General features: G+C 55.4%; 26 protein-coding genes. 13 read left to right on the top strand and 13 right to left on the bottom strand.

Annotated features, from left to right (window positions below; translation table 11 throughout):
- Positions 1–21: 21 nt before the first annotated feature.
- From amyA to bhsA (ACUTSW_RS08920), 4 genes are all read right to left on the bottom strand, one after another.
- Positions 22–1,512: an alpha-amylase gene (amyA, locus tag ACUTSW_RS08935; RefSeq protein ID WP_445584205.1), complete on the bottom strand. Its 1,491-nt coding sequence runs from the start codon at positions 1,510–1,512 to the stop codon at positions 22–24.
- A 225-nt stretch (positions 1,513–1,737) separates the two neighbouring features.
- Positions 1,738–2,610, bottom strand: coding sequence for a diaminopimelate epimerase (gene dapF, locus ACUTSW_RS08930; protein WP_445584204.1), 873 nt, complete (start codon positions 2,608–2,610; stop codon positions 1,738–1,740).
- 114 nt (positions 2,611–2,724) lie between these two features.
- A complete protein-coding gene (bhsA, locus tag ACUTSW_RS08925; RefSeq protein ID WP_004942060.1) occupies positions 2,725–2,982 on the bottom strand; it encodes a multiple stress resistance protein BhsA in 258 nt (85 codons plus the stop codon).
- A gap of 203 nt (positions 2,983–3,185) precedes the next feature.
- Complete coding sequence (gene bhsA, locus ACUTSW_RS08920) at positions 3,186–3,443, bottom strand: multiple stress resistance protein BhsA (protein WP_445584203.1); 258 nt, start codon at positions 3,441–3,443, stop codon at positions 3,186–3,188.
- Positions 3,444–3,617: 174 nt separating this feature from the next.
- On the opposite strand from bhsA (ACUTSW_RS08920), the gene ACUTSW_RS08915 reads away from it, so the two are divergent.
- Entirely contained in the window at positions 3,618–4,262 is a 645-nt protein-coding gene (locus ACUTSW_RS08915; protein WP_004942064.1) for a TetR/AcrR family transcriptional regulator, read from the top strand.
- 45 nt (positions 4,263–4,307) lie between these two features.
- Here the strand turns inward: ACUTSW_RS08915 and ACUTSW_RS08910 are convergent, their stop codons facing one another.
- The 5 genes from ACUTSW_RS08910 to ACUTSW_RS08890 all read right to left on the bottom strand — a co-directional run bounded on the left by ACUTSW_RS08910 (position 4,308) and on the right by ACUTSW_RS08890 (position 8,585).
- Positions 4,308–5,129, bottom strand: a complete 822-nt coding sequence (locus ACUTSW_RS08910) for a MetQ/NlpA family ABC transporter substrate-binding protein (protein WP_004942067.1) — start codon at positions 5,127–5,129, stop codon at positions 4,308–4,310.
- Between the two features lie 17 nt (positions 5,130–5,146).
- Complete coding sequence (locus ACUTSW_RS08905) at positions 5,147–5,815, bottom strand: methionine ABC transporter permease (protein WP_004942070.1); 669 nt, start codon at positions 5,813–5,815, stop codon at positions 5,147–5,149.
- The gene (locus ACUTSW_RS08900; RefSeq protein WP_445584202.1) at positions 5,808–6,833 is read right to left on the bottom strand and encodes a methionine ABC transporter ATP-binding protein; all 1,026 of its coding nucleotides are present in this window, start codon (positions 6,831–6,833) and stop codon (positions 5,808–5,810) included. Before ACUTSW_RS08900 ends, ACUTSW_RS08905 begins: the two co-directional genes overlap by 8 nt.
- A gap of 251 nt (positions 6,834–7,084) precedes the next feature.
- Positions 7,085–7,528 carry an acetyltransferase gene (locus ACUTSW_RS08895; protein WP_445584201.1) on the bottom strand — a complete coding sequence of 148 codons (444 nt, stop codon included), beginning with the start codon at positions 7,526–7,528 and terminating at the stop codon, positions 7,085–7,087.
- A gap of 166 nt (positions 7,529–7,694) precedes the next feature.
- Positions 7,695–8,585 (bottom strand): LysR family transcriptional regulator, encoded by an 891-nt coding sequence (locus tag ACUTSW_RS08890; RefSeq protein ID WP_445584200.1) that lies wholly within the window; start codon positions 8,583–8,585, stop codon positions 7,695–7,697.
- Positions 8,586–8,706: 121 nt separating this feature from the next.
- Between ACUTSW_RS08890 and ACUTSW_RS08885 the strand changes: the two genes are divergently transcribed.
- The 4 genes from ACUTSW_RS08885 to ACUTSW_RS08870 all read left to right on the top strand — a co-directional run bounded on the left by ACUTSW_RS08885 (position 8,707) and on the right by ACUTSW_RS08870 (position 12,567).
- Positions 8,707–9,678: a quinone oxidoreductase family protein gene (locus ACUTSW_RS08885; RefSeq protein WP_445584199.1), complete on the top strand. Its 972-nt coding sequence runs from the start codon at positions 8,707–8,709 to the stop codon at positions 9,676–9,678.
- Between the two features lie 49 nt (positions 9,679–9,727).
- Entirely contained in the window at positions 9,728–10,600 is an 873-nt protein-coding gene (locus ACUTSW_RS08880; protein WP_445584198.1) for an oxygenase MpaB family protein, read from the top strand.
- Positions 10,601–10,908: 308 nt separating this feature from the next.
- Positions 10,909–12,012, top strand: coding sequence for a suppressor of fused domain protein (locus ACUTSW_RS08875; protein WP_445584197.1), 1,104 nt, complete (start codon positions 10,909–10,911; stop codon positions 12,010–12,012).
- A gap of 27 nt (positions 12,013–12,039) precedes the next feature.
- A complete protein-coding gene (locus tag ACUTSW_RS08870) occupies positions 12,040–12,567 on the top strand; it encodes a cysteine hydrolase family protein (RefSeq protein ID WP_062870047.1) in 528 nt (175 codons plus the stop codon).
- A 130-nt stretch (positions 12,568–12,697) separates the two neighbouring features.
- Here the strand turns inward: ACUTSW_RS08870 and ACUTSW_RS08865 are convergent, their stop codons facing one another.
- Positions 12,698–13,294 carry a hypothetical protein gene (locus ACUTSW_RS08865; protein ID WP_445584196.1) on the bottom strand — a complete coding sequence of 199 codons (597 nt, stop codon included), beginning with the start codon at positions 13,292–13,294 and terminating at the stop codon, positions 12,698–12,700.
- 87 nt (positions 13,295–13,381) lie between these two features.
- Here ACUTSW_RS08865 and ACUTSW_RS08860 point away from each other — a divergent pair, with 87 nt between their 5' ends.
- Complete coding sequence (locus ACUTSW_RS08860; RefSeq protein ID WP_445584195.1) at positions 13,382–14,059, top strand: helix-turn-helix transcriptional regulator; 678 nt, start codon at positions 13,382–13,384, stop codon at positions 14,057–14,059.
- 70 nt (positions 14,060–14,129) lie between these two features.
- Here the strand turns inward: ACUTSW_RS08860 and ACUTSW_RS08855 are convergent, their stop codons facing one another.
- Entirely contained in the window at positions 14,130–15,488 is a 1,359-nt protein-coding gene (locus ACUTSW_RS08855; RefSeq protein WP_445584194.1) for an MFS transporter, read from the bottom strand.
- A gap of 206 nt (positions 15,489–15,694) precedes the next feature.
- Complete coding sequence (locus ACUTSW_RS08850) at positions 15,695–16,600, bottom strand: GntR family transcriptional regulator (protein ID WP_062791701.1); 906 nt, start codon at positions 16,598–16,600, stop codon at positions 15,695–15,697.
- Between the two features lie 140 nt (positions 16,601–16,740).
- On the opposite strand from ACUTSW_RS08850, the gene ACUTSW_RS08845 reads away from it, so the two are divergent.
- The 7 genes from ACUTSW_RS08845 to cui all read left to right on the top strand — a co-directional run bounded on the left by ACUTSW_RS08845 (position 16,741) and on the right by cui (position 23,612).
- Entirely contained in the window at positions 16,741–17,766 is a 1,026-nt protein-coding gene (locus tag ACUTSW_RS08845) for a zinc-binding alcohol dehydrogenase family protein (RefSeq protein WP_197927994.1), read from the top strand.
- A 139-nt stretch (positions 17,767–17,905) separates the two neighbouring features.
- Positions 17,906–18,739, top strand: a complete 834-nt coding sequence (gene phnC / locus ACUTSW_RS08840; RefSeq protein ID WP_004942097.1) for a phosphonate ABC transporter ATP-binding protein — start codon at positions 17,906–17,908, stop codon at positions 18,737–18,739.
- Between the two features lie 35 nt (positions 18,740–18,774).
- The gene (phnD, locus tag ACUTSW_RS08835; RefSeq protein ID WP_434462644.1) at positions 18,775–19,707 is read left to right on the top strand and encodes a phosphonate ABC transporter substrate-binding protein; all 933 of its coding nucleotides are present in this window, start codon (positions 18,775–18,777) and stop codon (positions 19,705–19,707) included.
- Positions 19,708–19,891: 184 nt separating this feature from the next.
- Positions 19,892–20,755 (top strand): phosphonate ABC transporter, permease protein PhnE, encoded by an 864-nt coding sequence (gene phnE / locus ACUTSW_RS08830; RefSeq protein WP_004942102.1) that lies wholly within the window; start codon positions 19,892–19,894, stop codon positions 20,753–20,755.
- On the top strand, positions 20,752–21,651 hold the full coding sequence (gene phnE, locus ACUTSW_RS08825; protein ID WP_062870061.1) for a phosphonate ABC transporter, permease protein PhnE: 900 nt from the start codon (positions 20,752–20,754) through the stop codon (positions 21,649–21,651). Before phnE (ACUTSW_RS08830) ends, phnE (ACUTSW_RS08825) begins: the two co-directional genes overlap by 4 nt.
- A gap of 225 nt (positions 21,652–21,876) precedes the next feature.
- Positions 21,877–22,341: a YehS family protein gene (locus tag ACUTSW_RS08820; protein ID WP_004942106.1), complete on the top strand. Its 465-nt coding sequence runs from the start codon at positions 21,877–21,879 to the stop codon at positions 22,339–22,341.
- A gap of 752 nt (positions 22,342–23,093) precedes the next feature.
- Entirely contained in the window at positions 23,094–23,612 is a 519-nt protein-coding gene (gene cui, locus ACUTSW_RS08815) for a colicin immunity protein Cui (RefSeq protein ID WP_445584193.1), read from the top strand.
- A 72-nt stretch (positions 23,613–23,684) separates the two neighbouring features.
- On the opposite strand, the gene ACUTSW_RS08810 is transcribed toward cui, so the two are convergent.
- The gene (locus ACUTSW_RS08810; protein ID WP_445584192.1) at positions 23,685–24,779 is read right to left on the bottom strand and encodes a colicin-like pore-forming protein; all 1,095 of its coding nucleotides are present in this window, start codon (positions 24,777–24,779) and stop codon (positions 23,685–23,687) included.
- Positions 24,780–25,079 lie beyond the last annotated feature (300 nt).

Here is a 25,079-nt window from a genome sequence, read left to right as displayed (position 1 = left end):
ATCGCCGCGACGGCGGTCTTGCTACAGGTTTTCGGCCAGCACCCAGACGCTGACGCTGCCGCCGTTTACCGGGAAAGTGGCGTTCCCCTGATCGTCGGTGGTGACTTCATCCTGACGGTTGCCGAGCAGGTCGCGCCAGGTTTTATGCGCCAACTCCGCGCCCAGAGAAACCGCTTTGCCGTTTTCGGCGCCATTGGTGAGCACCACTACGCAGCCGGGGGTATCAGCGGTGCCGCTGCGGCTGAAGGCCACACAGTTTCTATCGTTAAAATAATCGGTTTGCACGCCGTTGGCAAAGCGTTGACGCGCCTGGATCAATTTTTCCAGCTCGGGGATCACCGGCATATCGATCTGGTATTCATTGCCGTCGCCGCCTTTGTCTTTATAACTGGCACCGTACAGGTCAGGATAAAACACGCAGGGCACACCCTGTTCGCGCAGCAGGATCAGGGCGTAAGCCAGAGGTTTAAACCAAGGCTCGACCGGGGCTTCCAGCGACTGCAGCGGCTGCGTATCGTGGTTGGCGACCAGCGTGACCGAGTGTGCCGGATCGGCGGCAGTCAGGGTATCGGTAAAAATCTGCGCCATGTCGAATCCGTCGCCCTGCTTCGAGGCCTGATGAAACTTCAGGTGCAACGCCACGTCGAACAGCATCACTTTGCCGTCCACCAGGTCAATATACTGCCGTAACGCCGCCAGATCGTGTGACCAGTATTCCGCGACGATAAACAGATCGCGCTGTGCGGCGTCGCGCACATGGTCCGCCCATTCCTTAAAGAACCAGGCTGGAATGTGTTTGGCGGCATCGAGCCGGAACCCGTCGCACGGCAGGGTGTCCATCAGCCAGCGCGCCCAGAACTTCAGCTCTTCCGCCACCGCCGTGTTGCGAAACTCCACGTCGGCGCCCATCAGGTAATCGTAATTGCCTTTCTCGCCGCCGACCTGATCGTTCCAGCCGTCGTCGCCGTAGTCATTGTCGATTTTGAACACGCCTTTTTCATCCGGCTGTTCAATGTAATCGACCCCGCCAAAACATTTATAATCCCAAATAAATTGGGAGTGGGTACCCTGGCGGCCGGGGAAAGTAAAACGCGTATAAGCCAGCGCGTCGAAACCCTGATCGTTGATATTGTTGCGGTTGTTGACGTCCGCTCGGTACACGTGGACCTGTTCTTTCTCGTCGGCGCCGAGCTTATGGTTGAACACCACGTCGTAAATCACCCGCACGCCGTTGTCGCGCAGCGTGGCGGAGGCATGGGTCAGCGCCTCTTTATCACCGTATTTGGTGGCGCGGCTGCCTTTTTGATCGAACTCGCCCAGATCGAACAGATCATAACTGTCGTAACCCACCGAATAACCGCCGGAAGCGCCCTTATAGGCGGGAGGCAGCCACAGATCGGTGATGCCCAGTCCGGCAATGTGCGGTGCGCGTTCCGCGGCTTCCTGCCATAGCTTACCCCCATCGGGGTAATACCAATGGAAAAATTGCAGCAACGTGGTTTTTTTCGTCATGAACCAGCATCCCGGTTAGCCAGAAAGAGGTGAGGGATTGGCCTTGTTCCCGCCATATCCTCTTTTAGCATGGGCTATTTTTGGCAAAAGGGAAAATTCAATGCAGGCAGCCGCGTGGCGGTGGCAAGCAGGGTATTCCTGGCCTTGACATACTGTTAAAGATTCACCGGCGGCAGCACCGGCAAGGATTCATTATTTTTATTCGCTGGCCGCCCTATTTGAATATCAGTGTTTTCCACCCTGACGCAGGGCTTCTTCACCGCCAATAAAGCAGTCTTCGTCCAGCGTCAGGCTGGCGATTTTATGCACCGGTCCGCGCATGCGGACGTGAAAATCCCCGCTGAAGCTAATCTGCAACTGGCCGCCCGGCATCTGAACGCTGACGTTGTCATCGACCCGATTCAGCTTGCGCATGACGCTGGCGGCCGCGCAGCTGCTGCTGCCGGAAGCCAGGGTAAAACCGGCGCCACGTTCCCAAATGCCGATGCGTAGCGTCTGGCGATCTATCACTTCCACCAGCTGCACGTTGGTTCGTTTGGGAAACAGCGGGTGATTTTCTATCTGTGACCCCAACCGGTGGACCTGCGCCAGATCAAGCCGAGTCACCGGCACCACGCAGTGCGGGTTACCCATCGATACCAGCGATACGCTGAGGGTTTCCTCCGCCAGCGCCAGCGGATAGTTGAGCGCCTCGGGCAAGTCGATAAGCGCCGGCAGCGCTGCCGGATTGAAATTGGCACGCCCCATATCCACGCGGACCTGGTGTTTATCTTCATCGACCTGGCACTGCACGTCGTCACCAGCGGTGTGTACCAGAAACGGCAGGTGGCCGACGCGGCCGATATCAAACAGGTAACGGGCATAAATGCGCAGGCCGTTACCGCTTTTCTCGGCCTCCGAACCGTCGGGGTTAATGATGCGCAGCGTGGGATTGATATTGTCGCCGCTGTCGATCAGCAACCCGTCTGAACCTATGCCGTAATGGGGATGACACAGTATGCGGATTTGCTCGTTGCTCAGCCGCGCAGCGACCGAATGGTGGCACACCAGGTAATCATTACCCAGCCCGTGATATTTATGAAACAGCAGAGGTGTCATGGCGTTTGTCAGGTTCGCTGTAAGAGGAAACCACAGCTTACAACAGATTTTTGGCGGGGGAATAAAACAAAAGGCGGCACAAGCCGCCTCTTTGCTCAACTGCCGATTCAGCAATTAATTGTAGATGATCGCAGTACCGTGCAGCTTGTTGTCGCCGGCGGTTGAGATGATCTGGAAGGATTTGGCGCCGGCTTCATCCGCTTTGGCAGCCAGTTTGTTTTCCAGGCTGGTCAGGTCGGAAGCCCCGCTGACGGTGATCACGCCGGTTTTTTGCAGGTCTGCCGGTTGAGTATTAACCAGTTCGGCGGCGAAGCTACCGAAAGAAACAGAAGCCAGTGCGATAGCGGCGAGGGTCATTTTCAGGTTTTTCATGGTCTTATTTCCTATCTCTATTCTGTACGATGTTTGTTTGGTAAGGTCGTTAAATTGATTAACGATCGATAATTTAATGTTAGACGCCGGTTCGGCGTATTGCAACTATTTTTTTAATGTTCGTTAATTAATTTTATTTTCATCGTCGCCTCCGGGGGCGTAAACTGCTGTCATCGGCCCTGTGGATAACGATTAACTTATTGTTACTTATAGATTACTGCGGTGCCGTGCAGTTGATTTTCGCCACCGGCGCCGATGATGCGGAATGATTTCGCACCGGCTGCGTCCGCTTTTTCCGCCAAACTGGCTTCCAGTGAGGTAATATCGGAAGCGCCGCTGACGGTGATCACACCGGATTTTTGCTGGTCTGTCGGCTGGCTGTTAACCAGATCGGCAGCGAAGCTCCCGAAGGAAGCAGAGGCCAGAGTGAGAGCAGCAAGAGTAATTTTTAAGTTTTTCATAATATTAGTTCCTATCCGAGAAGCATGAATTGGGTTTTCAATGTCTGTCGTCAAGATTACTTAACGATCGATAACTAAATGCTAATCCCTTCTCGACGAGAGCGCAATATTTTTTTATAATGATCGTTAATTTAATTGTGAAGCCCTGCTGCGGGGCGGGATAAGAGAGGGTCTATGAGTATCAATGAAGAAGTCTGCGCCAAAAAAACGCGTGGCAGACCGAAGCAGTTTGATCGCGACCGTGCGTTGGAAAGCGCACTCGATCTGTTCTGGCGGCACGGTTATGAGTCAACGTCGCTGGCCGATCTGGTCGAGGTGACCGGTGCCAAGGCGCCAACGCTGTACGCCGAGTTCGGCAACAAGGAAGGGCTGTTCCGCGCTGCGGTGGAACGTTACCTGCAAAAATACACCACCTGCACCAATCAACTGTTGGAGCAGGACCTGCCGATTGCGGAAATCGTAGAAGCTTACGTCCGCTCTTCAGCGCAGGTGTTTACCGATCCGGACACGCCGTCCGGTTGCTTTATGGTGTGTGCGTCCGCCGCGCTGTCATCTTCTTCTGACGAAGTCGCCATGATGCTGCGTAAAAAACACCACTCGCAGGAAACCAGCCTGAAGGCCTGTTTCGACCGTAAAGTGCAGCAGGGCGAGTTGCTGGCAAAAACCGACACCGGGTTACTGGCGAAGTACATTATTTGCACCATTGAAGGCATGTCGGTGCAGGCGCGCGAAGGGGCAAGCCGCGAGGATTTGTTCCGTCTGCTTGATGCGCTGATGCTGGTTTGGCCGCGTCTCAGCCAGGTGGGGAATAAGGTCTAGGGAAGGCGTCAGGATAAGGCCGCATCGTTGCGGCCTTGATCTGAATTACTGGTTAACCGGGATCACCGCGCCTTTGTATTTTTCGCGGATAAAGTCCTGAATTTCCTTGGAGTGCAGCACTTTTACCAAGGCCACAATCTCCGGCTTGTTCACGTCTGCCTTATGCACGGTGATGATGTTGGCATACGGGTTATTTTCACCGCTTTCGATAGCGATCGGATCCTTCGTCGGGTTCAGCCCGGCGTCAATGGCGTAGTTGGCGTTAATCACTACCGCGTCGCCCTCGTCATTGTTGTACATTTGCGGCAGCAGCGCGCCTTCAACGTTAGCCAGGAATTTCAGGTGTTTCGGGTTTTCCACCACGTCGGTGATGCGCGCATCCACCTTGCTCACGCCCGGCTTCAGCTTAATCACGCCTTCTTTCTCAAAGATGGACAGAATGCGGCCTTCTTCCGCCACCGCGTCACGCATGATGATTTTGCCGTTGTCCGGCAGATCTTTCAGGCTTTTATACTTCTTGGAATAAATACCGATCGGTTCGATATGGATGGCGCCGGCGCTGACGAAGTCATAGGTCTTATCGCCGGCATGATCCTTCAATACCGAATTCAGGTAGGGCACGTGCTGGAAATAGTTGGCGTCAATATCGTGGCTGGCCAGCGCAGTGTTCGGCAGAATGTAATCCTGGAAAGGCTTGATCACCAGATCGATGCCTTCCTTTGCCAGAATCGGTTTGGCCTGCTCGAGGATCTCGGCATGGGGTACGTTGGACGCGCCGACCACCAGCTTGGTTTCCGCCGCCGCACCAAAGGACGCCAACGCGGTCAGAGAGGCGAAGGCCAGCATCATTATTTGCTTTTTCATCATCATTATTCCTGAGTTATTTATCGTTTATCGAGCGTTGTTGTAATGGTGTCGCCAATGAACTGGATAACGAAAACGATCAATAAAATCGTCAGCGTCGCTACCAGCGTCACGTCACCGTGGTTGCGTTGAAACCCTTCCAGATAGGCCAGGTTACCCAGCCCGCCAGCACCTATCACCCCGGCCATCGCGGTGTAGCTCACCAGTGCGATCAGGGTGACGGTAATGCCGGAAACCAGCGCCGGAGAAGACTCCGGCAGCAGCACGCGGAAGATGATGGTGCCGGTTTTGGCGCCCATGGAGCGCGCCGCTTCAATCACGCCTTTGTCCACCTCGCGCAAGCCAATCTCCACCAACCGGGCATAGAAAGGCGCAGCGCCGACAATCAGCGCCGGCAGGGCGGCGTCGGCCCCCAAAATAGTGCCGATCAGCGCCTTGGTGAACGGAATCAGCAGCACAATCAGAATGATGAAGGGGATGGAGCGGAACACGTTGACCAGTACCGAAATCAGCGAATAGACCGCGCGGTTCTGCAACAGTTGGCCGCGGGAGGTCAGAAACAGGATCACTCCCAACAACATGCCGAGCACCAGCGTTGCCAGCCCGGCGATGCCGGTCATATACAGGGTTTCCCAGGTGGCGTTCAGCAACTGATCAATACGCAGGTGAGGGAACAGTGACTCAATCATGTTTGATGACCTCAACGGCGATATCTCGTTCTTTCAATAATTTCAGCATGTTGTCGATTTGCAGGTCGTTGCCTTCCGCGTGGATATACAGCTCGCCGAACGACCCGTTAAGGGTGTGGCTGATTTTGCCGTGCAGGATGTTGATGGTCACCCGGTAGCGCTGGATCACATCGGAAATCACCGCCTGATGGGTTTGCATGCCGACAAAGGTCAGCTTGAAAATGGCCCCAGGCAGATGTTGAGCCAGCAACGGATTGAAGTTCTCTTCGGTTTCCTGATACTGCGAAACCTGTTTAACGAACTGCCGGGTAATCGGCTGCTGCGGCTGGGTAAAGACGTCAATCACCGGGCCTTCCTCGACGATACGGCCGTTTTCCATCACCGCCACGCGGTGGCAGATTTTGCGCACCACGTGCATTTCATGGGTGATCAGCACAATCGTCAGGTTCAGCTTACGGTTGATATCCAGCAGCAGCTCGAGAATCGAATCGGTGGTCTGGGGATCGAGCGCCGAGGTGGCTTCATCGCACAACAGCACGCCAGGGTTGTTGGCCAAAGCGCGGGCAATGCCGACGCGTTGTTTCTGCCCGCCGCTGAGCTGCGAAGGATAGGCATCCTCGCGGCCCTGCAGGCCAACCAGCGCGACCAGCTCCGCCACCCGCTGCTTGATTTGCGCTTTGGGCACACCGGCGATTTGCATGGAGAAGGCAATATTTTGGCTGACGGTGCGTGACCACAGCAGGTTGAAGTGTTGAAACACCATACTGATTTTCAACCGCGCCTGGCGCAGTTGCTGGCCTTTGGCGCGGGCGATATCGAAACCATCGACTTCAATACTGCCGCTGGTAGGGGTTTCCAACCCGTTAAGCAGGCGGATCAGGGTGCTTTTACCGGCACCGCTGTAGCCGATGATGCCGTAGATTTGCCCAGCCGCCACGGCCAGGTTGACATCATCAACCGCGACGACGCGGCCCTGCGCGCTGTCAAAAGTTTTGCAAACGTTCGAAAGAACGATCATAGAGCAGCCAATCCTTATTAATACATCACAGTATTCCGCCCGGAGCGAGTCACGCCGGACAGGGGGCGGCTTCTGGGGGCAAAAGGCAGGCGGAACCCCTGTTTCTGGTGAATACGGGCCAATCCTACCGGGGGTTTATAGTGACAGGAAGAATGTAAAATCTATTAGTTATTCTGATTTGGTATATCAAATCATGAGAGGAAGTGATGGCAAAAAATCGACCAAGGTAAACCTTGGCCGATTTGTTTTATTTAACGCTTGTCGAGCTTCATATGAAGCAGCGGGAAGGGATTGCCCTGGCCGTCGAGCGCGGAACGGCCGGTGATCTCAAAACCGTAGTGACGGTAAAATCCGCTGGCCTGCGGGTTTTGCTCATTAACGTCCAGCAACAGCTCATCGTGCAGCGTTTCAGCATGCGCCAGCAGCGCTTTGCCGACCCCTTTGCCGCGCTGTTCCGCATCGATAAACAGCATTTCCACCTTGTTGCCGCTCAGCCCGATAAAACCGCAAGGGTGGCCGGGGCGATCTTCCGCCACCCAAACGTTGACCGCCGGAAGGTAATCGTGCAACACCAGCGGGAACAGTTGGGCAATGTTATCTTCGGTCAGAAAGTGGTGGGTGGCGCGCACCGAACGCTGCCAAATATCTGCCAGTTGCGCGTTGTCTTCCGCCGCGCGTGCTCTGAGGGTAATCATCGAAGTCTCTGCTATCTAAGTTGAAGAAAAACAAAAATTAGATAGAGGTTTTGTGGGGTTAATGCCGAATTAACGTGGGTTAACGCCCTGCAAAAACGCCTCTGCAGTGAGTCGGACAGAAAATGTAATTCAGTGCGGTGTCCGTTTCAACCGCCGCATTGCGCATTTATGCGCGCCCCCACAGTCTGGCGACGGTCAGGGCGATAAAGGCTTCCAGCTTGGGCGATTGCCGCCGTTCGGGCAGATAGACCAGATGCATCGGCCGCGGCAGCGGCGAATAGTCCGGCAGCACGCGCACCAGTCGGCCGGCGGCGATATCTTCATCCAGCAGCATGGCGGCATGCAGCGCGATGCCGAAACCGGCCAGCGCCGCACGGCGTACCCCTTCGCCTGAGTCCATGCGCAGTCTTGGCCTGACCGGCACGCTGATTTCCCCCTGCGCGCCTTGCAGCCGCCAAAAATGATTGCCGTCCCACTGACTAAAGCCAAAGCAACTGTGTTCGCTGAGCTGCTCCGGCCGTGTTGGGACGCCATGCTGCGCCAGATAGCCGGGAGAGGCCGCCAGCGTCATGCGGTAATCGGGCAGGGCGCGTGCTACCAGGCCGTCATCCGCGACTGGCCCGATACGAAACGCGGCTTCGTATCTTTCCTCAATCAAATCCACCTTGCGGTCCGATAGTACCACCTCCGCTTCTACGTCCGGGTGTTGTTGCAGGAACTCGGTGAGGATCGGCGTCAAAACGCGGTTACCGAAGGTGACCGGCGCGCTGATGCGCAACAGCCCGCTGGGCGAGCTTAACAGCGCCCTTGCGCTGGCTTCGGCGGCGTCGGCATCGGCCAGCAGGCGGCGGCAGCGTTCATAGAAGACCCGACCGGCCTCGGTCAACCCTTGCCTGCGGGTGGTGCGGTTCAGCAACGGCGCGTTCAGCCGCTGTTCCAGATAGCGAATATGCTTGCCGACCATCGTGGGGGAAATCGCCATCTCGTCGGCGGCGGCGACAAAGCTGCCTTTTTCCACCACCCGCACAAACACCGCCATGCTGGTTAAACGATCCATTATAAACCTCTGGTGTTTTCTGAATGCCCCGTGGGCCACTTTTCGGCAGTATAGCGCTCTGGGATACTGGAGGGTAACGACCGTCAGTGCGTTATTGACGAAAAATTCCCGGAGTAACACCATGCAGGCATTAACCTTTGAACGATTTGGCGGGCCAGATGTGCTCGAATACCTTGAGCTGCCGACGCCACCGCTACCGGCAGGCGCGGTGCAGGTACGGATGGGGGCCGCCGGGCTTAACTTCGCCGATATCTACCGCCGCAAAGGCAATTATGTGCTGCACGGCAAGCCGCCGCATATCGGCGGTTACGAAGGCGTCGGCACCATTATCGCCGTGGGCGAGGGCGTTGAGGGTTGGCAGGTGGGAGAGCGGGTTGGCTTTGCCGACGTGCCTTTCTGCCATGCCACGCGCATCAACGTGCCGGTGGATCATGCGCTGCGGCTGCCGCAGGCGCTGAGTGACGTCGAGGCCGCCTCGATTTTGTTGCAGGGGTTGACGGCGCAGTACCTGATTAATGACAGCGTGCAGGTGCGGGCGGGCGATCGTGCGCTGGTGCATGCGGCAGCCGGCGGTGTCGGGCAAATATTGACCCGGATGCTGGTGGCGCGCGGCGCGCAGGTTTATGCGCTGGTGTCTTCGGCGCACAAACAGCAGATTGCACTGAAGAATGGCGCGACGGCGGCCTTTACCTACCAGCAGGACTGGGTGGCGCAAATCGCCGCGTTGACCGACGGCGGTGTCGAGTACGGTTTTGATTCGGTCGGCATCACGCTACAGCAAAGCATTGACGCGCTGCGCCCCGGCGGCCGGGTAGTGACTTTCGGCATGGCGGGGGGCGAGGCACCGGCGATCTCGGCTTATCACCTGATGATGGATTCCAAAGGCGTGGTGGGCGGCGATCTCTGGACCTACCTCAATAGCGGCGCCGCGCGCCGCGCGCGGGCAGAACGGCTGTTCGCCAGTTGGCAGAATGGCGAATTTGCTCTGCCGCATATCGAGACTTTCCCGCTGAGCGAAGGCGCGGCTGCCCACCGCCGGCTGGAGGATCGCAGCTTTGCCGGCAAGATTGTTTTGCTCAACGAGCAGGACTAAAACCGCCGCGTGATACACTGGCCACCGGATAATAAAGGGGCCAGGCAGGATGGAAGCACTACGCGCAGCGATAGAAAAACAGGTGATCGGCCTGACCGGGCTGGCGCTCGGCGGTATAGATTTCGAAAACCCGGCGGGTGACCCCGGCCTGTTTGGCCCGCAGTCGGTCATCTGGCGGGTTCACTGCGATTTCACCTCAATGCTGTGCGGCGGCGTCAGTGCCTTGTTGCTGCAAATGCTGCACCCGTTGGCGTTGGCCGGGGTGTGGGATCACTCCAATTTTCGCGAAGACATGCTTGGCCGCCTGCGCCGAACCAGCCAGTTTGTCTCCGTCACCACCTTTGGCCCCACCGCAGAAGCCGAACGGCTGATCGCCAAGGTGCGGGCCATTCATCTGCAAGTGACCGGCGTCAGCAACGACGGCAGGCCCTATGCCGCCAGTGACCCCGATTTGCTGACCTGGGTACACGTGGTGGAAAGCAGCTGCTTCCTGGCGAGCCACCTGCGTTACCGCAACCCGCATCTTTCTCACGAATTGCAAGATCGCTATTACCTGGAGACGGCGCGCGTTGCCGCCGCTCTGGGTGCACGCGATATTCCCACTTCCCGCGCGGCGGTGGCCGACTATCTGCAACGGATGCGGTCGCAACTGGTGTGCGATGAACGCACGCGTGAAGTGGCGCGCATTCTGCTGGCCGCCCCGGCGCCGAGCGCATTGGCACGGCCCTTGGGTTGGCTGGTGATGCAGGCGGGCATCGAACTGCTGCCCGATTGGGCGCAGCAGCAGTTTGATTTTTATCCCGGCACGCTGCGGCGGCGCCTGGTGAGAGTGGGCGTAGGCGGCGTCGGTAAGGTGCTGCGCGCCTCGATGCGCAACGGGTCCTATCAGCGCGCCGTACGGCGCATTAACAAACCGGCGTAAGCCCCGCCGCCATAAGCGCTATACCCAAAATAATTGGAGTTGCATCTCGGCGGCAAGGCCGTTCATCCCCGGGAGCTTAGTAAACTAAGTGACTGGGGGGCGCGGGTGCAGCCAACACAGATGCAGCTTCAAGTATGGCGGGTCTATAGTTATTACCAATAACCCAATGTTTTATCCCCGTTTATGGTCATTTTTGAGACTTTTACGGGTGATTCGGCCACGGATGCGCTTTACACTTGGGAAAAGCCGAATTCCAATTTATTAGTGCGCAGCATTATTCTGCGCCGTGACCCCATTGTTGAGGTGATATGAACGAGTCATACGTACTTGCTGAAGTCAGTAATGAGAATCAGACGCTGGTGGCGGTGGTTCAGCAAGATCACCGGGCAGCCTATTTTTACATTTACCCTGCGGAAGAAAACGGCGAGCGTTTTCAGGTACGCGCCTGCTGGTTGCGTAATCTGGCGGCTGCGCCCTTGCAGGAAGATCGCGCCGCGCTTGAACGGGGCCAACCGCCCATGCTGGCGGCTGAGTTTTGTCGCAATCTGGAAGGGGAAGCGCCGCTGAACCCGGAAGGGCTGACGGTGGTCTGGAGCGAAAGCGACGACGGCGCGGCGCTGTGGTATTACGGCCAACTGCTGGCGGTGATTCCCGGCTGGAGCCTGTATATCGACCATTCGGTGTGTTATTCCGCCAGTTGCATCAAAGAGAGCCCGCTGGTTTATCCGCTCGGTTCGGCCTCCACCAACACCCAGTATGCGCTGGCGGAAAACACCCGCCAGTTCTGGCGCACTTGGCAGCGCGAGGAGGGCAACCCGTGGCCCAAAATGCAGAGCGATTATCAGGCGCGTTATGAGCAGCATTTTGGCCCTTCGGTAAAATACTACGCCATCGATCAAGGCAAATGGCCGCCGATGGCGATTACTCAGCACGAACGCGACGGCATTTATTATTTTCTCACCATGGGCGTCAGCATTCGGCCGATGCCGTGGGTAGACATTCTGTTTAACGACGATGCCAGCCGTTATCGCCGCATGGAAATGGGCATCGCCATCGACGGCCAGTACATGACCGAAGAGAACGCGGTGCAGATGGCCAGCGCGCTGGCCGGGTTCGCGCACGTCCCTTGGGCGAAAATCACCTGGTTTGGCGAAGGTCATACGCTGGAGTCGGAGGTGGCGCCGCTGGGTTATGAGGGCTACGTACTGTCCTCGGCGTTTTATCCCTACAACGACCATCTGAGGCTGCCGGAGCAGTATGGCGATCCGGTGAACATTTTCTGGGCCAGCCCGGTATTTGAAGCCGAGCGTCTGCTGGCGCACGCCACGCCGAACGGCGGCCATGACCTGGTGAACAAGCTGCGCGAGCTGGGCGTTGATCATATCTTCCGCCCACGCCAACCGGTATGCTGAGAGGGAATTTTTCTCAGGGGATCCATCATGAAGTCAGCGTTGTTGATTATCGATGTGCAGAAAGGGTTGTTTACGCCACCGCCGGCGGATGCCGAAGCGACGCTTGGCCGGATTAATGCACTGAGCGATCGCGCCCGCCTGGCCGGCGTGCCGGTGATTTTTATCCAGCATCGCACGGCTGACGAAGAGCTGGCGCACGGCAGCGATGCCTGGCAGATTGACCCCGCATTGCAGGTGAAAGCCGGCGATCACCGGGTAGAAAAAACCACGCCGGATTCGTTCCTGCGCACCGGGCTGGGGCCGCTGCTGATCGCCAACGGCGTAACGCACCTGGTGATTTGCGGCTATTCCACCGAGTTCTGCGTGGACACCACCACCCGTCGCGCCGCCGGGCTTGGCTACCCGGTCACGCTGGCGGCGGATGCCCACACCAGCCACGACAAACCGCACGCGACGGGTCTGCAAATCCGTGCCCACCACAACGCCACGCTGTCGAATATCGAGAGCTTTGGCGTACTTATCGACGCGCTGCCGGCGGAAGAGATCCTCTTCTGATCGCCAGATAAAAACAGGCCCGGAATCTGCGTTCCGGGCCGTACGTTTTTTCCGCTTCAGCGGGTTCGCCGCATAGGATTTAGGCATGCGGCGCTTTATCTTGATCGACCGGTTTGCCTCTCTTCAAGATTTAGCATAACGAACCAAATTCCATGCTCTGTGGTTCAATCATGTCCAAAAAGGCGTCACAGACAGCCTGTCCCTGCCAGGATGCGCAAATCGCTTCTGCATGCTGCCGGTCGTCGGCAAAGGCGAGATCGACAAATACCCCATCGCCCAGACTGACCAGATGCTGGCTTTTCCATCCAGGCTGAAGCGCAAGATGATTTTCTACCATTCGATGATAAACGTTACGCATGTCACTCTCGCGAATACCCGGTTTCAAGCGAAATCTCCCTATTTCGATGCCATGTCCTGTTTTCATCGACGGGGTTTGTTCGGTGTCAGCGGCATAGTGCCCCATGCTGTGCAAATCGCTGACAGAAGATCTGAAACTGGAGAATTCAGGTTGATTGCCAACGGCTTTTGCTGCCGCCAGCGCGTCTTCTGGGCTATCCCAAACGACGAGGTCAACGCGTTCGTCAGCCATATCCCTCCCTGAAAATGCAATCCAGTCGACAAATCCAGGAAAATGTTTCAGCAGGCTCTGTGCAAGCGCTCTGGCCGAATCCGCAGCCTGTGGGTTTTTCACCTTATAGGTGACTATTTCGTAACAAGGGGTCGTCATGATGAACTCCGTTATCAGGGTGATATGAAGTCTTGATCCTATGACACCCCCCTGACAGTTCTTGTCAGGGTGATGTAAGCTCTTGCGATGAAAACTATTCGGCTCTTCACTTTACTTGAGCATCTTCGCTGTCGCGTACACCCGGTATCGGCTGAAGTATTGGCTCAGGCTTTAGATGTGTCTGTAAGAACTGTCTACAGGGACATGGCAACGCTGCAGGCGATCGGGGCTCCCGTGCGTGGCGAATCGGGTTTGGGCTATTTGCTTGAAAAAGATTACTTTCTCCCGCCGCTTAATTTTGATCCCGACGAATTGGACGCGATTATGCTCGGAATGCGGCTGATAGGGGCGAGGGGCGATGACGTACTTTCCGCGGCGGCAGCCCGGGTTTCAGCAAAGATCGGTTCAGTCATCGATGTCAAAAAAATAGACATTTATAAGCGACTCCCTCTCAGAGCCGTCTCTCGGCCTACGGAGGAAAGTGAGAAAGCGATGAAACACCTCGCGTTTCTCCGCCAGGCGATTCGTAAGAAACTTCAACTGAACATCAATTATGTCGATCTGCAAGGAAGAGAGAGTGACCGGATAGTCCGTCCGCTGGGTTTGACGGTATTCGACTCTGTGTGGTTATTGACGGTCTGGTGCGAAAAACGCTCCGATTTTCGTAATCTGCGGGTAGATAACATAACGTCTGTCGTGGGGACGGGCCTAAGTTTCAGGCCCGAGAATGGAAAGCTGTTTGAAGATTATCTCAAAACGCTTTAGGCGGAAGAAAAAACCTGTCCGAAGGCTGCTTGCAATGCCGCCGGTACCGGCGGCATTTTCAGGACGCAGGTCAGGCCGCGTTGTCGACAATCGGGTGTTTGACCACGAAGAGATACGATAGCGCGCCGATGACGGTGAAGCAGGCGCAAAGGATAAGCGCCAGTTTAAAGGAGTGGGTGGTATCCAGAATAAAGCCGGTGATCACCGGGGCGAACGAGGCGAAAATAAAACTGGCGAAGTTCTGAATGCTGCCGACCGAGGCGGTCATGCGCGAGGTCACCGCCACGTGGATCAAGCCCCAGCAGGAGGTGCCGGCAAAGTGGATGCAAAACAGCGCCATGCCGATCAGGACTACGGCGCTGTAGGTGGTGGTGGCCTGCGGCACAATGGCGGTGAAGGACGCGGACAGCAACATGCCGGCCACGATGCAGATTTTGCGGCTTTTCAGCGGCGCCATGCCACGACGAACCAGGAAGTCGGTGACAAAGCCGTTCGACAGCATGCCGGCAGCGCCGAACAGGAACGGAATGGCGCTCATCAGCCCGGTGCTTTTCAGATCCAGATGGTAGGTGGTTTGCAGGTAGCCCGGCAGCCAGGCCAGATACAGCCACGCGGTGTAGTTGATGCCGCTAAAGCCGATCATCATGCCCCACATGGTGCGGTTCCTGAATAACGAGCGCCACTCGCGGAAGTTCATCGGTTCGCGCCGCGCGCTGACGCTGCCGGCATTCAGATAGGCCTGTTCCTGGGCGCTCAGGTCGATGTCCTGGCGGTTGCGATACAGCATATACCACCCGATCGACAGCGCGATCCCCAGCACGCCGATGGTGATGAACATCCCGCGCCAGCCGAAGGCCAGCATCATGGCGGTGAGGATCGGCGGGCTGATCGCCAGGCCAATGGTGGACGCCGAGTTGAAAACCCCCATCGGCATACCGCGATGTTTGATGTTAAACCAGTCGTTGATCACCTTCACGCCGCACGGGTTCATCGGCGCTTCGCCGATCCCCAGCCCGATGCGTACCCAGATAAACTGGGTGAAATTGTGGATCATGCCGGACAGCGTCTGGAACACCGACCAGACAAACATTCCCACCCCCAGCATAATGCGCGGGCCCTTGCGATCCAGCAGCAAGCCGCAGGGCAGTTGGGCGATGCCGTAAGCCAATGAGAACGCCGAAAGCAGCAGGCCGATTTCGGTACCGCTCAGGCCCATTTCCTCCCGGATGGTGGAGTTCGCGACCGACAGCGAACTGCGGTCAAGGAAGTTGATGATGGCGGCGAAAAACAACAGCAACATGGCGGTGGTCTGGATTTTTTTAATTCTCGCCGAACGTACCAGCAGGCCGTTTGGCGGCATCGGAATGATGTGATCTGAATAAGGGTCAATCTGTTCTTTTCCGCTGTCAACGGTGGTGGTTCTTTCCATCTTTGCCTCCAGAATTTCGCATTAATAATATTTATTATTCCGGGTATTCCCCTGGGTGGTGCATGAGCAGGCGATCGGCAGTAAGCCTAGATGGGGGGATATTTTAGCGATGCGTTTTTGTCGCGGTTCCGTGCGGCAGTTACTATTTTGCTGCTCTTTATCGGTTTTAAATGCCGCCTTCGGTGTTTTTTATCGATAAAAAGCGATCAGGCGACGTCCTGATTGATGGAGCGGATCATCGATTGCTTGGCCGTGTCCAAGTGGCGATGCAGCGCGTTGATCGCTTCCTGGTCATTGCGGCAGATCAACGCGCTGAGGATGATCATATGTTCTTCGATGGCAATGATATTGCGCTGTTTCAGGTCGGTTTCATCCCACTGGTAGTGGAAGTGGAAAATCACCGAAATGATCTCCAGCGACTGATTGAAAAACGGGTTGTTGGCGGCGGAGAGGATAAGCCCGTGGAAGTCGCGATCCAACTGGGAGAACAGGCGGTAGCTGTCGCTGATGCTTTCCCGCAGCTGGCGGTGGCGGCTCAACAGCTCCCTGGCCTGCAACCAGCGTTCGTCGTCGGCGGGCAAGTTGATAAAGCGCGACAGGGCGTGAGTTTCCAGCATCTGGCGCAGTTCAAACAGCTGCTCGGCATAGTTTTGATCAAACTTTTTCATGCGCCATTGGCCGCGCTTGACGGTTTCGATCAGGTTATAACGGCTAAAGTGCAACAGGAATTCCCGCACCACCAGCGGGCTGACGTTGGCGATGCGCGACAGTTGCAGCTCGCTGAAGCTATCGCCGGCGCGCAGCTGCTTCTGGTTAATCATCTGATAGAAGCTTTTCTTGAACTGCTTGTCCTGATCTTCCAGCGAAGGGTTCACGCACTCGAAGCCGTCCTCCGCCTGCGGCGGCCGAACAATCACATAGTCGTCGCCGACCTTTTCCAATACCCCGCGCTGGTCGAGGTGGGCCAGCGTGTGGCGCACCGTGGTGCGGCTGATGTTATACATTTCGGCCAGCGCCGCCTGAGACGGCAGCGGCGAACGAAGATGGCCGCCGTGAATACCCTCAATCATCTGGTTAACCACGTTGTGCCGCAGGTTCTGGGTTCTGCTCATGGGCTGTCTCTGGTGTTTTTTATGCATTTAAAACCAATTTAAATCGGTTTATTTAGTGCTGCCTCACAGATCTGCTCAATGGCATAACCGGTCGCCGCGTTTTTATTGAATAACCTTCTCACCTGACTGGAGGAAAGACGATGACGACAATGAAAACATTAGTGTGCGAGCAGCCGACGAAATTGGTTTATCAACAGCGCCCGGTGCCTTTGCCCGCAGACCAGGAGGCGGTGATCAAAATAATCACCGTCGGCATTTGCGGAACGGATATTCACGCCTGGTCCGGTCATCAGCCTTTCTTTAGTTATCCCCGCGTATTGGGCCATGAAATATGCGGCGAGATTGTCAGCATCGGCAATAATGTCAGCGGCTGGCGGGTGGGCCAGCGCGTGACGGTAATGCCGTATCTTTCTTGCCGGCGCTGCGGTGCCTGCCAGAGCGGAAAAACCAACTGCTGCGAGAATATTTCGGTGATTGGCGTTCATCAGGATGGCGGTTTCTGCGAGTTCCTGAGCGTGCCGGCCAGCAACCTGCTGGCGGTGGACGACCTGCCGCCGGAAACGGCGGCGCTGATTGAACCCTTCGCCATCAGCGCCCACGCGGTGCGCCGGGCGGCAATAGCACCGGACGATCACCTGCTGGTAGTGGGGGCCGGGCCGATCGGGCTGGGCGTGGCGGCGATAGCCTGCGCCGACGGCGCGCAGGTGGTGGTCGCCGATACCAGCGCCGAGCGGCGGGCGCATGTTGAAAAAGCCTTGGGGCTGCCGACGCTCAACCCGGCGGATGAGCAATTTGACGCGGCGCTGCGCGATCGGTTCAGCGGCATGCTGGCGGCCAAGGTGATTGACGCCACCGGCAACCCGCACGCGATGAATAATAGTCTGAACCTGATCCGCCATGGCGGCAGCATCGTCTTCGTCGGGTTGTTCAAGGGCGATATTCAGTTCTCCGATCCGGAGTTCCATAAAAAAGAAACCACCCTGATGGGCAGCCGCAATGCGACTCAGGAGGATTTCGCCAAGGTGGGCCGTTTGATGGCGGCAGGGAAAATTACCGCGCAGATGATGCTCTCGCACCATTTTGATTTCGACACCCTGGCAGAACATTACGAACAGCAGGTGATTAACAATAAGCAGCTGATCAAAGGCGTAATCCATTTCAATTAGCCCGACGCCGCTCCTCAATGCGTTATGTTGAGCGGGCGGCATACGTCACTTCCCAGCCATAAAACCATCATCCCGCTGTCATAAATTTATTCGTTAATAGGTGCCCATAATGATTAGCCACTGAAACCAGAGAAATCATATGGCTCAGGCACTGTTAAAACTTGCACCAACCGATTTTCCAGGGCAGCAACCGATCTCCTCACGTAAGGTGCTGTCGGTGAAAGGCTTGGGCAAAGCCTATAAATCCCAGCAGCGCGTGCTGGACGACATCAACTTCGATCTGCACGCAGGCGAGTTCGTGGCGGTGATTGGGCGCTCGGGCGCAGGCAAATCCACCTTGCTGCATACCCTGAACGGCACCATTCCTTCGAGCTGCGGCGAGATGCTGCATTTTGAAGATGACGGCGTGGCGCAGGACATCGCCCAACTTTCCGCCCGTCAGATGCGCCAGTGGCGTTCCCGCTGCGGCATGATCTTCCAGGACTTCTGCCTGGTGCCGCGCCTGGACGTCATGACCAACGTACTGTTGGGCCGCCTGAGCCACACCTCTACCCTGAAGTCCTTCTTCAAACTGTTTGACGACGCCGACCGCGGGCGCGCCATCGAGCTGCTGCAATGGCTCAATATGCTGCCGCACGCCCTGCAGCGCGCCGAAAACCTGTCGGGTGGCCAAATGCAGCGGGTGGCGATCTGCCGTGCGCTGATGCAAAACCCTAAAATTCTGCTGGCCGACGAGCCGGTAGCGTCCCTCGATCCGAAAAACACCCGCCGCATTATGGATGCGCTGCAAAAAGTCAGCGAAAACGACATCGCGGTGATGGTGAACCTGCACTCGGTTGAACTGGTGAAAGAATATTGCACCCGGGTCATCGGCATCGCCCAGGGCAAAATCGTGTTTGACGGGCACCCGTCGCAACTGAACGAACGGATACTGCACCAGCTGTATGGCGAAGAAGCCAATCAAATCCATTGATTCACTTTTACCTTTACACACACAAGGCACCCGTAATGAAAAAAGTATTGAGTCTGACCACCCTGATGGCCGGCGCGATGATGGTATTTAATGCTGCCGCAGCGGACGCACCTAAAGAACTGAACCTGGGCATTCTCGGCGGCCAAAACGCCACCCAGCAGATCGGCGATAACCAGTGCGTGAAGCAGTTCCTGGACAAAGAACTGAACGTGGACACCAAGCTGCGCAACTCTTCCGACTATTCCGGGGTGATCCAGGGCCTGCTGGGCGGCAAAATCGATCTGGTGCTGAGCATGTCGCCATCGTCGTTCGCCTCGGTGTACATCAAGGATCCGAAAGCGGTGGACATCGTCGGTATCGCCGTCGATGACGTTGACCAATCTCGCGGCTACCACTCTGTGGTGGTGGTCAAAGCCGGTAGCCCGTATAAAAAGCTGGAAGATCTTAAGGGCAAAGCTATCGGTTTCGCCGATCCTGATTCCACCTCCGGCTTCCTGATCCCGAATCAGGCGTTCAAGAAACTGTTCGGCGGCACGGTGGACAATAAATACAACAACGCCTTCTCCAGCGTCACCTTCTCCGGTGGCCATGAGCAGGACATTCTCGGCGTGCTGAACGGCCAATTCGAAGGCGCGGTGACCTGGGCTTCGATGATCGGCGACTACAACACCGGCTACACCAGCGGCGCGTTCACCCGCATGATCCGCATGGATCACCCGGACCTGATGAAACAGATCCGCATTATCTGGCAGTCGCCGCTGATCCCGAATGGCCCAATCCTGGTGAGCAACTCGCTGCCGGCCGATTTCAAAGCCAAAGTCGTGACCGCCATCAAAAAGCTGGACAAGGACGATCACCAGTGCTTTATCAAGGCGATGGGCGGCAAACAGCACATCGGCGACACCACTCTGGCGGAATACCAGAACATCATCGATATGAAGCGTGAGCTGACCAAAGGCGACCGTTAATGCTGCCGGGGCTTGGCCAGGCTGAGCCCCGCTGATTTCCTCACGTCGGAAGCCTATACCCAATAGATTTCACATCGCAGGTAGGCGGCAACTGAGTGAGCCCTCAGGAGCTTGGCTTCACCAAGTGACTGGGGTGAGTGAAGGCAGTCAACACCCCTGCGGTTTGAAAGATGAAGGGTATATTTTGAATACAGATTTTGCGCACTACTACCAACAGATCCGCAGCAAACAAAAGCGCGAGACGCTGTTCTGGTCGCTCGGTCTGGTGGCGCTCTACCTGGGCGCCGGCAACATCGCCGAGTTCAACCTGCATACTGTGTGGGTGTCCATTCCCCACTTCTTCGATTACCTGGCGGAAACCGTCCCGACGCTGCACTGGAAGCTGCTGTTCGCCGATGGCCATACCGAAGGCTCATTGGCCTACTGGGGTTATCGGCTCAACATTCAGCTGCCGCTGATCTGGGAAACGCTGCAACTGGCGCTGGCGGCGACCCTTCTTTCGGTGCTGGTGGCGGGGGGGCTGGCGTTTCTGGCGGCTAACAATACCCACAGCCCGGCGTCGCTGCGCCTGGCGATCCGCACGTTAGTGGCATTTTTGCGCACCATGCCCGAGCTGGCGTGGGCGGTGATGTTCGTGATGGCATTCGGCATTGGCGCCATCCCCGGCTTTTTGGCGCTGGCGCTGCACACTATCGGCAGCCTGACAAAACTGTTTTATGAGTCGATCGAAACCGCGTCCAACAAGCCGGTGCGCGGGCTGGCGGCCTGCGGCGCGACGCCGTTGCAACGCATGCGTTTCGGTCTGTGGCCCCAGGTGAAGCCGGTGTTTCTGTCGTACAGCTTTATGCGGCTGGAAATCAACTTCCGTCAGTCGACCATTCTGGGGCTGGTGGGGGCGGGCGGCATCGGCCAGGAGCTGATGACCAATATCAAGCTCGATCGCTACGATCAGGTCAGCATGACGCTGTTACTGATTATCCTGGTGGTCTCGCTGCTGGATTACACCTCCGGCGAGCTGCGCAAACGGGTCGTGGAGGGGAAAAAATGATCACCGCACCAACGCTCTCGGCACAAGAGCTGCAAACGCTCAAACAGCAGCACCCGGAAATATTCTCGCAGCAGCGCCGCTATCTGCGCACCCTCGGTATTATCGCCGTGGCGATCGCGCTGTATTATCTGTTCTTCTTCCAGTTCTTCGGCATCTCCTGGCCGCAGTTCGTTAACGGCTGCCAACAACTGGGCCGTTACTTTGTGCGCATGTTCGTCTGGCACGATTTCGTCAACTGGCCGTTTATGTATTACTTCCAGCAGATCTTCATCACCATCGGCATAGTGTTTGCCGGCACCATCACCGCTTCGCTTATCGCCTTGCCGCTGTCGTTCTTCGCGGCGCGCAACGTGATGTCGACGCCGCTGCTGCGGCCGATCTCGGTGGTGGTGCGGCGGTTGCTGGATATTTTACGCGGCATCGATATGGCGATCTGGGGGCTGATCTTCGTGCGCGCCGTCGGCATGGGGCCGTTGGCCGGGGTACTGGCGATTGTGATGCAAGACGTCGGGCTGCTCGGCAAGCTGTATGCCGAAGGGCACGAAGCGGTGGATAAATCCCCCAGCCGCGGCTTGACGGCGGTGGGTGCCAACGGTTTGCAGAAGCACCGTTACGGTATTTTCACCCAATCGTTTCCCACCTTCCTGGCGCTAAGCCTGTACCAGATTGAATCCAACACCCGCTCTGCGGCGGTGCTGGGCTTCGTCGGCGCCGGCGGTATCGGCCTGGTGTATGCGGAGAACATGCGGTTGTGGAACTGGGACGTGGTGATGTTCATCACCCTGATCCTGGTGGTGGTAGTGATGGCGATGGATAAGGTGTCGTCGCTCCTGCGCAACAAATACATTATTGGCGAAGACATCCCGCTGTATCGGCAAAAAAGCCAAATCGATTGAGAAACCCTTCACCGATCCCTATACTGCCGCACATATTCAAGGTGTGCGGCCATACCCGTCGTCTTTCAAGCCGCAGCGTTGTTACCTGCACTCGCTCACCCCAGTGACTTACCTGAGTAAGCGTCTGGGATGAGCGAGCTGGGCGCCTAGCTGCAACTTGAAAGCCATGGGGGATATATCAAATGCGCACCTCCCCGGTTTACAAGCTAAAGGCAATTTAACTCCATGATCAACAACGATGTGCTGCGCAGCGTGCGCTACATGCTGAGTATTAACGACGCTAAAATGACCGAGATTATCAAGCTGGATAATTTCGACGTTGAGGTCTCTGCGATGCGCGCTTACGTCATCAAAGAAGGCGAGCCGGGTTTCGAAAACTGCCCGGACGAAGTGATGGCGCACTTCCTGAACGGCCTGGTGTTCCTCAAGCGCGGTAAGGACGACAAGTTCCCGGCACCGGAAGTGGAGTTGCCGATCACCAACAATCTGGTGTTGAAAAAGCTGCGCGTGGCGTTCGAACTGAAAGACACCGACATGCACCAGATCTTCACCGCCGTGGAGTTCCGCATCTCCAAGCCGGAGCTGAGCGCGCTGTTCCGCAAAGAAGGCACCAAAAACTTCCGCCCGTGCGGCGATCAGATGCTGCGTTATTTCCTCAAAGGGTTGGCGCAACGCATTCGCGGCGAGTAATTGTGCTGTTCACGTAACTAGAGGCGTAATCGAAAGATTGCGCCTTTTTTCTTTCTGTCCCCGCAGTATTCTGTTGTATGGGCCGCCAGCCATCCGCATCAGATGTAGTTGTGTCAGTACACCCGTTTTAGTTCCACACACACATTTTGAGATTTCAGGGGGATTCAGCCATCAGCCGATTACGGTAGTTTCTCAGGTCGACGAGTCGGTTCTGTAGTATCTGACGAGCATCGTCACCGCTTCGTGAAAACGTAGCATAGTTCTTGAAACACAGACTGAACGATACGGGTCATAAGTAATCCTGGTGATTACCCATGTTTCGCCGTGGTAGTGCGGTAAATTTATCCTTCAGAATGAAATGCCAAGCGATGAAATCGGTGGCGGCAATGATCTGATCATGCGACCAGGCAGGGGGCCAGGATTTCGGATGCCCTTCAGACGCTGCTCCTGTTGCCAGTCCGAGTTCAGCTTGTCAATGTCCTGTGTTATTTTGTTGTGGAAATTTGTGCCTTGTTTACGGTTCCGGCAGTGTAAGACCGGATTGTCCCACCACTTTTGCCCAAACCGGCGCGTGGTTTCCCGGTCTATACTGTTGCATAACGTGATAAAAGCCCAATCAGGCAACAGGATGAAGTGGAGTGAAGCACAGAGAATGTGATGTGCGATAAACGATAATAACCCTCGCACCATGACTGGACACTGATTCACAGATAGCCAATAATGAATTCATAGGAAACAATCAGGGACTTATCATGAGTAACGACTTGTATGCATGGAAGAAATTCATCAAGATTGGCTTAATCGGCATATTACCATTAATACTAATATTTGTTTTTTTCAAGGCTGTGCCAGAGAGTTCTACTTTATATTATTTCCTGGAGCTGACTAAAAATATCAGTACCAATATCTCATCAACCAATCTGGCACTTACAAAACCATTGGGTATGTATTGCAAACTGGCACCCTTGTTCTCGATCTATTTTGCAGTAAAGTACTTAAAATATGTAAAATCAAACCCTAAAACCGAAGACAAGGCATCATTGATATTTTACTTACTCGGGTTTCTGGCGGTTTATGCAGTGATTTTTTATATATTTGTGATAAGTGCATTCGACATAAATAACGGAGGTAGATTGTTGAAGACGACTGCCTCCAATGATTTTTATATCTTATTCTATTATTTTGTAGTGTTCTCTGGATTGTACGCATTGACCTTTTTGCTCGCCATGTTGGTTAAAGTTATCTATTCATTGCTTATTAAAGAAAAATAACATAAACAGAGCCTAAAAAAGAGGCTCTTAAAATCTATCCCATCCTAATACGACCAGGATAAAATGATGGGATTAATTGGCTGGGCGAACAACCTCGTTATTAAACCGTTCGGCAAGAGCCGCATCAATATAAGAGGTCGCATAGGCAATCAAGGCGGCAGCAGCAATCGTTATTGCTGCTGTGAAGAGCGCCGACAATGTAAGCAGAGACAAAATCCCAGTGACCAACCCTAATGCTACAGCGCCTACGATACCGCTAAGTACCATCGCCTCAACCTCATATGCCAAGGGTGCCCAGTTACCTGTATTATACCCCTCAATAGCCTTATCACGGATCTTGTCAGCCTTGATGGCGAGGTCTGCTGCCTTGAAGAATTTTCCAAAGTGACCAAACCGATTTGCCAAATCACTAGCCTTAACGCTTTTCATCGCGCTAATAAGTGCTTGTTTGTCACCTTGCTTTACCTTCATCGAGGGGTTTGACATGATATTATTCAATGAGGCTAAGGCATCTTTATAATTTCTGATCGTCTTCCCCTGGAAATTACGAAGGTTATTCGCAATTTCGCCAGCATAACGCTTATACTGACCACTGATATGATTACTGATTTTCTCACCCGCATCAGCGATAATACCGCTGGCTTCCATGAGCGCATTTTTCTCATCATTCAGATAATTCCTTACCTGCTCCCGAGCCACACTTTTTCGGTATTCCTCACCTTTTGCCCATGATGTGCGGGTATCACTCTCATTCGTCTTTGGTCTTGAGACTTGAAACGTTCCCTTTTCATTACCGTTTCGGTCAATACTCACGGAATAAACAAAATCTTCTGTGCGAGAATAGTACAGGTGTTTATCCCTGTTATCACCCGTGAGTTGTCCGCCATCGACAACGTTAGGGTGTCCAGGTATGGACCTAAGGGCTTTCCTGCCAGAGGCACCACTCTTCGACCCGCCATTGTTGCCCTTGCCTGAGTCACCACCGCCCCATTGAATGCCGCTACCAGAATCAAGAGCATGAACCCCCTCAAAGGTCATCGTCACACCGTTGATTGTGTCTGTTAGCGTACCACCGTGGCCGACATTAGGCCCGCCACCAAGACCAGTTGGTCCCCCATTCACGCCACCGGTTGGGCCACGAGCGTCTTTCCCATCTCCACCACTCATATTCTCTCTCCTTGATAAGAAATATTACAGATGACTGTATTTATATACAGTTCTTTCACTCTATCGAGCAAACATGTTGGCGTCAATAGATGATAATTATTCTCATTTTGTATTGTGTATGGCACAACATCAATTCACTGGGTATTGTGCATTCACGAGGATGAGAATTATTTTTTCGTGTAATGCTCTATTTTATAGGTAGCGTGATCTCAACCAAAGAACAGGAATTGATAGTGATTGGCGCAGCAGAGGCGGGCCGCTGGCGTAAAGCTCTCTGCGCCAGCGGTAAATTTGAGCGAG

The organism is Serratia sp. TSA_198.1 (assembly GCF_052686505.1).
The sequence above is the reverse complement of the archived record's forward strand: the minus strand, read 5'-3'. Positions and strand labels throughout refer to the sequence as shown.